Source organism: uncultured Clostridium sp., assembly GCF_947036855.1.
In the GTDB taxonomy this organism is placed as follows: domain Bacteria; phylum Bacillota; class Clostridia; order Clostridiales; family Clostridiaceae; genus Sarcina.
This window is the reverse complement of the sequence record NZ_CAMQRY010000099.1, coordinates 1-9,079: the sequence shown is the minus strand read 5'-3', so window position 1 is coordinate 9,079 and position 9,079 is coordinate 1. Positions and strand designations below refer to the sequence as shown.

10 protein-coding genes and 2 tRNA genes are annotated in these 9,079 nt (G+C 28.1%); 9 read left to right on the top strand and 3 right to left on the bottom strand.

What is annotated here, in order from left to right:
- Nucleotides 1-58 precede the first annotated feature (58 nt).
- Both Q0V15_RS09820 and Q0V15_RS09815 read left to right on the top strand, forming a co-directional pair.
- Nucleotides 59-134 (top strand) — tRNA-Phe (locus Q0V15_RS09820).
- 7 nt (nucleotides 135-141) lie between these two features.
- Nucleotides 142-215: transfer RNA gene (locus tag Q0V15_RS09815), tRNA-Cys, on the top strand.
- An 89-nt stretch (nucleotides 216-304) separates the two neighbouring features.
- Here the strand turns inward: Q0V15_RS09815 and Q0V15_RS09810 are convergent.
- Nucleotides 305-1,243: a magnesium transporter CorA family protein gene (locus Q0V15_RS09810; protein ID WP_297438498.1), complete on the bottom strand. Its 939-nt coding sequence runs from the start codon at nucleotides 1,241-1,243 to the stop codon at nucleotides 305-307.
- Between the two features lie 12 nt (nucleotides 1,244-1,255).
- Nucleotides 1,256-2,200, bottom strand: a complete 945-nt coding sequence (locus Q0V15_RS09805; RefSeq protein ID WP_297438496.1) for a magnesium transporter CorA family protein — start codon at nucleotides 2,198-2,200, stop codon at nucleotides 1,256-1,258.
- 291 nt (nucleotides 2,201-2,491) lie between these two features.
- Here Q0V15_RS09805 and Q0V15_RS09800 point away from each other — a divergent pair, with 291 nt between their 5' ends.
- Nucleotides 2,492-2,998: a hypothetical protein gene (locus Q0V15_RS09800; protein WP_297438494.1), complete on the top strand. Its 507-nt coding sequence runs from the start codon at nucleotides 2,492-2,494 to the stop codon at nucleotides 2,996-2,998.
- A 28-nt stretch (nucleotides 2,999-3,026) separates the two neighbouring features.
- Here Q0V15_RS09800 and Q0V15_RS09795 read toward each other — a convergent pair whose 3' ends face one another.
- A complete protein-coding gene (locus tag Q0V15_RS09795) occupies nucleotides 3,027-4,217 on the bottom strand; it encodes a M20 family peptidase (RefSeq protein WP_297438492.1) in 1,191 nt (396 codons plus the stop codon).
- Between the two features lie 149 nt (nucleotides 4,218-4,366).
- Here Q0V15_RS09795 and Q0V15_RS09790 point away from each other — a divergent pair, with 149 nt between their 5' ends.
- From Q0V15_RS09790 to Q0V15_RS09765, 6 genes are all read left to right on the top strand, one after another.
- Nucleotides 4,367-4,705, top strand: coding sequence for a sigma factor G inhibitor Gin (locus Q0V15_RS09790; RefSeq protein ID WP_297438490.1), 339 nt, complete (start codon nucleotides 4,367-4,369; stop codon nucleotides 4,703-4,705).
- Nucleotides 4,706-5,002: 297 nt separating this feature from the next.
- Nucleotides 5,003-6,436: an aminotransferase class I/II-fold pyridoxal phosphate-dependent enzyme gene (locus Q0V15_RS09785; RefSeq protein ID WP_297438488.1), complete on the top strand. Its 1,434-nt coding sequence runs from the start codon at nucleotides 5,003-5,005 to the stop codon at nucleotides 6,434-6,436.
- A gap of 23 nt (nucleotides 6,437-6,459) precedes the next feature.
- The gene (locus Q0V15_RS09780) at nucleotides 6,460-7,053 is read left to right on the top strand and encodes a guanylate kinase (RefSeq protein ID WP_297438486.1); all 594 of its coding nucleotides are present in this window, start codon (nucleotides 6,460-6,462) and stop codon (nucleotides 7,051-7,053) included.
- A gap of 192 nt (nucleotides 7,054-7,245) precedes the next feature.
- Nucleotides 7,246-7,575, top strand: a complete 330-nt coding sequence (locus Q0V15_RS09775; protein ID WP_297438484.1) for a cyclic-di-AMP receptor — start codon at nucleotides 7,246-7,248, stop codon at nucleotides 7,573-7,575.
- A gap of 25 nt (nucleotides 7,576-7,600) precedes the next feature.
- Nucleotides 7,601-8,560, top strand: a complete 960-nt coding sequence (locus Q0V15_RS09770; RefSeq protein WP_297438483.1) for a DNA polymerase III subunit delta' — start codon at nucleotides 7,601-7,603, stop codon at nucleotides 8,558-8,560.
- Nucleotide 8,561: 1 nt separating this feature from the next.
- A partial coding sequence (locus Q0V15_RS09765; protein ID WP_297438482.1) for a regulatory iron-sulfur-containing complex subunit RicT occupies nucleotides 8,562-9,079 on the top strand: 518 nt, incomplete at its 3' end.

The window sequence follows — 9,079 nt, the reverse complement described above, 5'->3', positions numbered from 1 at the left end:
AGAGGCTGATGGTACTGCATGCGCGAGCGTGTGGGAGAGTAAGTTGTTGCCAGGTTAAGGCCCGATAGCTCAGTCGGTAGAGCAGAGGACTGAAAATCCTCGTGTCGCTGGTTCGATTCCAGCTCGGGCCACCATATTTACGGCGCCATAGCCAAGTGGTAAGGCACAGGTCTGCAAAACCTCGATCCCCGGTTCAAATCCGGGTGGCGCCTCCAAATCTAAGTCTCAGTTGTAAACTGGGGCTTTTTTTGAACCTAAAAATTATTTTGTATAATAAAAAATATGCTAGTATAAGTTATAAATCTTATACTAGCATGTTTTTTTTGTATAATAAGAAGAGTATAAGTCCAACTATCAAACTAGTTCCACCCATTACTATTAAAAAAGCATGTTGTGAGTTTTGAAATGGTAGGATTACATTCATACCAAAAGTACTTGCAACAACACTAAATATAGTTAAAACTGTTGCAACAGAAGTTAATGTTTTTGCGACACTATTAAAATTATTTGATATAAAGGATGAGAAATATTCCATTGTGCTAGAGATAATCTCAGTATATATATCAGTCATTTCTATTGCTTGTTTATTTTCAATTATAACATCCTCAAGTAGCTCTTTATCATCTTCATATCTCTGGATTTGTTCTAGTTTTAGAAGTTTATCTAATATTATTTGATTAGATTTTAGTGAAGTTGAAAAATAAATAAGAGATTTTTCTAATGAGTGTAATTTTATAAGACCTTCATTTTTCATAGATTTATTAAGTTTCTTTTCAAGGAATATACTTTTCTTTTCAATTTGTCTTAAATATAGAAGATAGTAAGAAGCAATTCTATATAGTATCTGTAAGATAAATCTAAATTTTTTATAAGTAAAGAAGCTAGGGATTTTATTTGAAATAAAATCTTTTATAATATATGTTTCTCGAAGGGAAACAGTTATAAGAGCAAGATCAGTATAAATAATTCCAAGTGGATATGTATCATAGATTGAGCCATCATGATCTTCTTCTACAAATGGAATATCAAATATAAGAAGAGTATCATTATTTTCTATATCTATACGAGAACTTTCTTCATCATCTAAAGCTGCTTCAAAGAATTCGGTTTCAACATTTGTTTTACTTTGAACAAATTCTATATCAGATTTGCTTGGATTAATCATATTTATCCAGCACCCACTGATGATATTATCTATTTTTATAAGTTTTCCATGCTGATCAGATTTAAAAATTTCTATCATTAAAAAGCCTCCTTATCGTAATAGATTAAATTTATCTAATAAGTATAATGAAATTAAGGCTACGAGTGTTGTAACTATCATAAGCATTGCAAATGCATGTGGATAGTTAGAAAATGGCAATGCTATATTCATTCCATAGATACCAGTTGATATTGTATATAGTGAAAATATTGTAGTAAGTGATGTTAGAATTTTAGCAACACTATTAAAATTATTAGATATTATTGATGTTGAAAAGAGCATAGCTCCTGATAAAATCCTAGTATATATAGTTGTCATTTCTACAGCCTGTTGGTTTTCTATCAATATGTCTTCAAACATTTTTTCATCTTCGATAGAATCTTGAAGCATATGCATTTTTTGTATTCTTTCTAATGTAATTTGTGTTGATTTTAGAGAGGCTGCAAAATAAACTAATGATTTTTTTAATGAATGAAGCTGAGTTAATTCTCTATTTTTCATTGATTTATATAGTTTTTTCTCTATTATTGTACTTTTTCTTTCTATTTGTCTTAAATATATAAGATAGTATGCATATATTCTATGTAATATTTGTAGTGTAAATTTATTTTTTTTATCTGTATAAAAGTTTTTTATTTTATCCGATACGAAATCAGATAGGATTTTACTATTTTTAAGACAAACAGTTATGATATAAGTTTTAGTATGAATTATACTAAGTGGATAAGTATCATATGTTAATGTATTTTCTTCAGAATCTGTGAATGGGATATCAAGTACAAATAATGTATTTTCATCTTCTTTATCTATTCTTGATATTTCTTCATTATCAAGTGAAGCTCTTAAAAATTCTAATGATACATTAGTCTTTTTTGATATTAAAACTAGCTCTTCATCAGAGGGTGCTATTAAATTTATCCAGCAACCATTTTCTAGATTATTTAGAGCTGTTAGTTTATTATTTTTACTTATATCTGTTTTAAATATTTGAATCATATTAGCCTCCTTATTTTAAATATTTCTATAATTTATTATAACAAAGTTTTTAATCTTATCATATTATAGTAATTGCTCAGATAATTAAAATTTATTCTAGATAAACTTTAAGTTTATTATGAAAAATTAAGGTTTAAAGAGTAATTTGGTAAAAGGTGGTATTAAACTTCTTAAATAAGGTCAGACAGTTATATATTCTAGTTTTTGACTATAAAAGGCCTTAGGTTTTATTAATAAAGCCTAGTATAATTTGAATGTATATAATTTAAAATTAAATTTGGGGGATTTTGTATGGGAATTATGCAAAAAGAAATTCGAACTCATAAGATGTCGATTGCGATTATTAAGAGTGTTATTTTAATGAGTTTTATGATAGTCATTAGTGGAATGGTTGGGGGATTTAAGTTTAACGATATAAAGTTTTCTAATATAAGTAATCCAGTACTAATAGTTGCTACTATTATTGCAATTTTTATTATTATTAATAATTGTAGGACAAGTTATAAGTATTCTGTTGTTGGTGATAGATTGATAATTCATAAACTTGATGCAAAGAAACAAATAGTCCTTGAAAATCTTAAAGTCTCAAATATTTTATATATTGGAAGAGAAAGAAAAGAGATTTCAAAATTAGGAGTAAAGATTTCTAAAAAATATATGTGTAGTTTATTTGATTCAAATAAGTATTGCTGTGTATATACAAAAGATGGTGTTAATAAGAAGTTTTATTTCCAGCCTAGTGATGAATTTATAAATAAGATTAATAATTTAAAGTTAAATATAGATAGACATAGTTAAAAGGTTGTAGCAAATGCTACAACCTTTTTTAGTATAGATTGGTTTCTTTTTTATTTTGTAGTTTGTGTAGTTCAAGTTTTGCTTCAATTAATAGATGTGGAGCTTCAATTAAGTCAATAGCAGTACAGAATAATGCACAACTAGCTCTTCTTGCAGTTTCAATTGCAAGTGGTGTTAAAGTTGCCTTAGCAAAATTTTCTGTACCATATTGTATTAATGGATCATCACCGACTATAGATATTAAATGATTTATTGTTGGGATTTTTGTACTTACTCCACCAAGACTAAGTGCATCAAAAATTCTTGTTGGATGATTTATATTTATTATTCCACTTTCTTTTAAATTGTGACTAAGCATTCGTGAGAGTGTACTATTAGAAATAAGTGGTTCACTTGGTGGTTGATATAAGTGAAGTTCGAAATCTATATCAAGTAAGGTACTGATATATTCACTAATTGATTTTATTTTATATTCTAATGATTTTGCATCTTCCATTGATTTTGAACGTATTAGTAGTTTAATTCTACTATCATTTGCTTTTATGTAAGGATTTTTTGTTGATTCACATATTGTATAGTCAACATAGGACTTATTAAATCGTATTCCTTTTTCTAAAGTTTTTAGTATGTTACATAGCATTAGAGTTGCATCAAGTGAAGTATATACAGGATCTGTATTTAGACTCATTTGATATTTACTTTTAAAGGTTAGACTTATTGGTATTACTGCTGCAGAGGTTTTAGTTTCACAAGTTTTAGTATTTGCCTGAACTGATAGGACTGCATCAAAGTCATCAAATACATTTTGACGAAGCATTGTTTCCTTTGAGCCACCTAAATATTCACCAGGACAACCAAGTAAAATTATAGTTCCTTCTGTTTTCATTTTAGGTAAAACATGAGCAAGTCCAATAGCAGCAGATATTTGTATTTTGGTATTTAAATTATGTCCAGTTAAATGTCCTGTGTTTTCTACAGCATCATATTCGCATGGAAAGCAAATAATAGGATGTCCCTCTCCTATAGTAGCTTTAAATGAAGTTTCTATATCAAGAAAGTTTCTTTCAATTTTAAAGTTTCTTTGTTCTAAAAAATCACATATATAATTTGTTGTTTGATATTCTTTATAACTTTCTTCAGATAATGAAAATATATCTTCACAAAGTTTATCAAGTTCTTCTTGCTCTGTTGATAAGTAAGATATAGCATCTTGTTTCATAATAGATTCTCAAAATTCTAATGTGAATTTGAGTTTCACCACCCTTTTTATTTTTAGTATTTGCATTTATTTGAAAATTATTTATGGAAGCTTGTATATTTTTATATTGATTGGCAATAATTTAGTTATTAATAGATGGTGGTGAGTGTATGGATATTAAAAAAATAGATGAAAAAGATATTAGTTTGATTGAAGAAAGTGCTATAAAAAGTATGAGTTTAATTGAAGAGAATAATGAAAAAAAAGAGGTTGATGATAGCAAGTTAGATGAAATAATAAATATTGAAGCTGATATTAGAGAAAATTTAAGTAAGATTTGTATAATATGTGGTGATGTAAATACAAGAGGAATTGTAATTATGAATCAAAAGATTTGTGTTAAGTGTGAGGAAAAAGCAGTTAAGGAAGATATTGGTTCAGAATTTTATGAGTTTTATAAAGATAGAATTTTTAAAAATGTTGTTGGTAAATTAAAGGAACTAGGCTAATAGAATTAATTTCTATTGGTCTTTTTTTCTGTTGATAACTTTGTAGAGTAAAAACTGTGGATAACTTTTAGATTTTTTATTGTGGATAAATAATATTATTAGATAGGTTAGCTAGTAGATAAGGTAGGGTTTAAACAGTATATTTTTATTTGAAGTTTTAAGAATTAGATATGATACTATTTGTTGCAAAGATATAAGTATATATGATTTTGTTTGATTTTTAAAGAGGATTTTCATTTTAATTTAATTTATAATATAATAGGTATAGTTAGATTTACTTTAAAAGGAGGGCTTAAGATGACGAATGAAGAGTTAAAGGACTTACCTTTAATAAAGGTTGTTAAGGAATATTTAGATGAAAATATTGCACTTTTTTCTATGCCAGGTCATAAGTATGCAAAATCTTTTTATGGAAATAATATAGCAGAATTGCTTTTAAAGGGTGATATTACTGAAGTTGATGGTGTTGATAATTTACATAAACCAGAGGGGGTTATTAAAGAATCTCAGGATAAGTTATCAAATTTATATAAAAGTAAAAAATCTTATTTTTTAGTTAATGGAAGTACAAGTGGAAATTTAATTATGATTTTTGCTACTTTTTCAGAGGGTGATAAAGTTATTGTTGAAAGAAATTGTCATAGAAGTATCATGAATGCTATTGTGATGAGAAAGCTTGTGCCTATATTTGTTAAGAATATTATAGATGAGGAGTTTAAAGCTCCTGTTGCTATTGATGATAAAGATTTAGATAGAGTTATAAAAAATAATAAAGATGCTAAGGGAATTATTTTAACTTACCCATATTATTATGGAATTGGTATTGGGGTGGAGGAAACTATTAAGCTTTGCAAAGAGAATAATCTTAAAGTTCTTGTAGACTCTGCACATGGAGCACATTTTGGCTTTAATGAAAAACTTCCAAAGTCTGTTCAAGATATGGGTGCTGATATAACTATTATGAGTGCACATAAGACTTTACCAAGTTTAACACAGACAGCATATATACATGTTAATGATGAAAGTCTTATTCAAAATGTTGAACTTTATAAGGGGATGTTTTTAAGTACAAGCCCTTCGTATATGTTTATGATGTCACTTGAATACAGTAGATATTTTTTAGAGTATAAAGCACAGCCAAAGTATAATAGGCTTTTTAATAAAATTAATAATCTTAAAAAGCATATTAAAAATTTAGATTATGTTAAAATAATTGATAGAGATTTCTTTAATAAGTATGATAGAAGTCTTGAACTTGATGAGAGTAGAATTGTTTTACATCTTTCAAAAGGTCTTAGTGGTCATAAACTTTTAGATTATTTAAGAGAGCAGAGAGTTCAAGCTGAAATGAGTGATGAAAAAAATGTTATTTTAATACCATCACCATTTAATACGGATGAAGACTTTGAACGGTTAGAAATTGCTCTAAAAAAATGTAATCCTGAAATTTTAGTAAGTGAGGAAAAGGGTTTTTATGATTTAGAACTACCAAAAGTAGTTATGATACCATGTGAAGCTTTAACTAGGGACAAGCATTTGGTAGATTTAGATAAGTGTAGTAATAAAATTTCTGGAGATACTATTATTGCATACCCACCAGGAGTTCCTCTTATTATGATGGGTGAGCTTATTGAAGATAGGCATATTGAACTTATGAAGAAATATATAGCCGATGGGATTACACTTATTGGTGTTAATGAAAATAAAATTTTAGTTGTTACTAAGGAATAAAAAGTGAGTGTCTGGAGGAAGATATGGGAAAGATTTTTTGTATAATGGGTAAAAGTAGTTCTGGAAAGGATACTATTTTTAGACTCCTTAGTGAGGAGAATTCACATGGTTTAAAGGATGTTGTGATATATACTACTAGACCAAAAAGAGCTAATGAAACTGTTGGGGTTGAGTATTTCTTTTTAACTAAGGAAGAACTTGATATTTGGGATAGAGAAGGAAAAGTTATAGAGACAAGATGCTATGACACAGTCCATGGAAAGTGGTATTATAGTACGATTGATGATGGGCAAGTTGATATTAAATCTGGTGAAAATTATTTGATTATAAGTACACTAGAATCATTTACTAATATTAAAAATTATTATGGAGAGCAAAATGTTCTGCCTATTTATATTGATATTGACAATGGTTTAAGACTTCAGAGAGCTTTAGATAGAGAGAGAGAGCAATCAGCTCCAAAGTATGAAGAAATGTGTAGAAGATTTTTAGCTGATAGTAAGGATTTTAGTGATGAAAATTTAAAACTTGCAGGTGTTACAAAATCTTTTGAAAATTATAATTTAGATAATGCTATTGATGAAATTAAGAGTTTTATTTCTGATAATATAGAATAGTAAGAAAGTATCTGTTTAGTGCAGATACTTTTTTTGGATAATTTTCTATTTGTCGTATGATATTTTGTTTAATATTCATGAATTAATGGTATAATTCATATTATAGATGGATGATGGATGTAGAATTTAGGAAATATATTTATAAGATTTATAGTAAAGTTTGCTAATAATATTTTAAATTGGAGGTCTATTATGAAGTTAATAATAACAATAGTTCAGGATGATGATTCGCTAGATTTAGTTGATGAATTAAATGAAAAAGGATATACAGTGACAAAACTTGCTACTACAGGTGGGTTTTTAAAATCAGGTAATACTACACTTCTTATAGGTGTAGAAGAAAGTCGAGTTGATGGTGCAGTTGCAGTTATCAAAGAAAACTGTGAAAGAAGAAAAGGTGTTATTCAACCGATTGAAGCAATGCCAGAACCAGCAGGTGTATTTGTACCTTATCCAATAGATATAGAAATTGGTGGTGCAACTATTTTTGTTGTAGATGTAGATAAATATTTTAAGTTTTAAGTTTTAAGTATGAGGAGAAAGTGCATTGAGAGATATTATAGGACATAGAAAAGTTTTAAATAGATTTATGGTTAGCAAAAGCAAAAATGCACTTGCCCATGCCCATTTGATTGTTGGAGAAGATGGGATTGGAAAAAGCCTTTTAGCAAAGGGTCTTGCAGAAGTTATTTTAGGTGTAGAACCAAGGGATAACTACGTTGATATTATAAATTATAAAACAAGTGAAAATACATTTAAGATTGCAAATGTACGAGAACTTATTTCAGAGGTTAATAAAAAACCTTATGAAGGTGATAAAAAAGTTATTATTTTATATGATGGGCAGAAGATGACAACCGAGGCTCAAAATGCATTGTTAAAAACTATAGAAGAACCACCAAGTGGAGTTTACATAATAATATTGACTACAAGTTTAGAACTACTTTTAGATACGATTAAGTCAAGATGTCAGATAAGTAAGCTATCACCACTTAGTGGAGATGATATTTTAGAGTTTATAAATAGGGATTATAAACATATAGATGAGGAAGGCAAAGCATCTTTAATTGCTTTTAGTCAGGGGATACCTGGTAGAATTGAGAAGTTTACTTCAGATAAAGGTTTTGGAATATTAAGAGATTTTGTTTTAGATATACTTTTATCAGTTGCTAAAAGAAGTGAAAAAGATGCTATAAAGTATACTGGCTATTTTGAAACAAAGTCTAAAGCAGAAATTTCTAAGGTGTTAGTTGGAAGAAATAATGATTTGTTAGAACAGATAGTTTTATTTACTAGAGATATTATTATCTATAAGGAGATTGCAAATGCAAAACTTATAATTAATAGTGATAAACTAGAGAGAATTGCAGAAATTGCAAATCTTATGCCTTATAAAAAGCTTAAGGAGTTTACTAGAATAATAGATGAAACAAGAGAAAAATTAGTAAGTAATACGAATAGGTCATTAACTTTTAATGAGATGATGAGAAAAATGTTGGAGGCGTAAAATGATAAAAGTTGTTGGGATAAGATTTAAAAAAGCTGGGAAAATATATTATTTTGATCCTAGTGAATTAGATATAAATAAAAAAGATTATGTAGTTGTTGAAACAGCTAGAGGTATTGAGTTTGGGGAGTGTGTTATAAATATTAGAGAAATAGAAGAAGCTGATATTGTAGCACCTTTAAAAAAGGTTTTAAGAGTTGCGAGTGATGAAGATAGAGAGAATCATCTTTTAAATAAATCTAAAGAATCAGAGGCTTTTAGAATTTGTGAGGAAAAAATTAAAGAACATAAACTTGATATGCATCTTATAGATGTAGAATATACATTTGATAATAATAAGGTAATATTCTACTTTACTGCAGATGGTAGAGTTGATTTTAGAGAGCTTGTAAAAGGTCTTGCTACTATTTTTAGAACAAGAATAGAACTTAGACAAATTGGTGTTAGAGATGAGGCTAAGGTTGTTGGAGGTCTTGGGCCTTGTGGTAGACCATTATGTTGTTCTACTTTCCTTGGAGA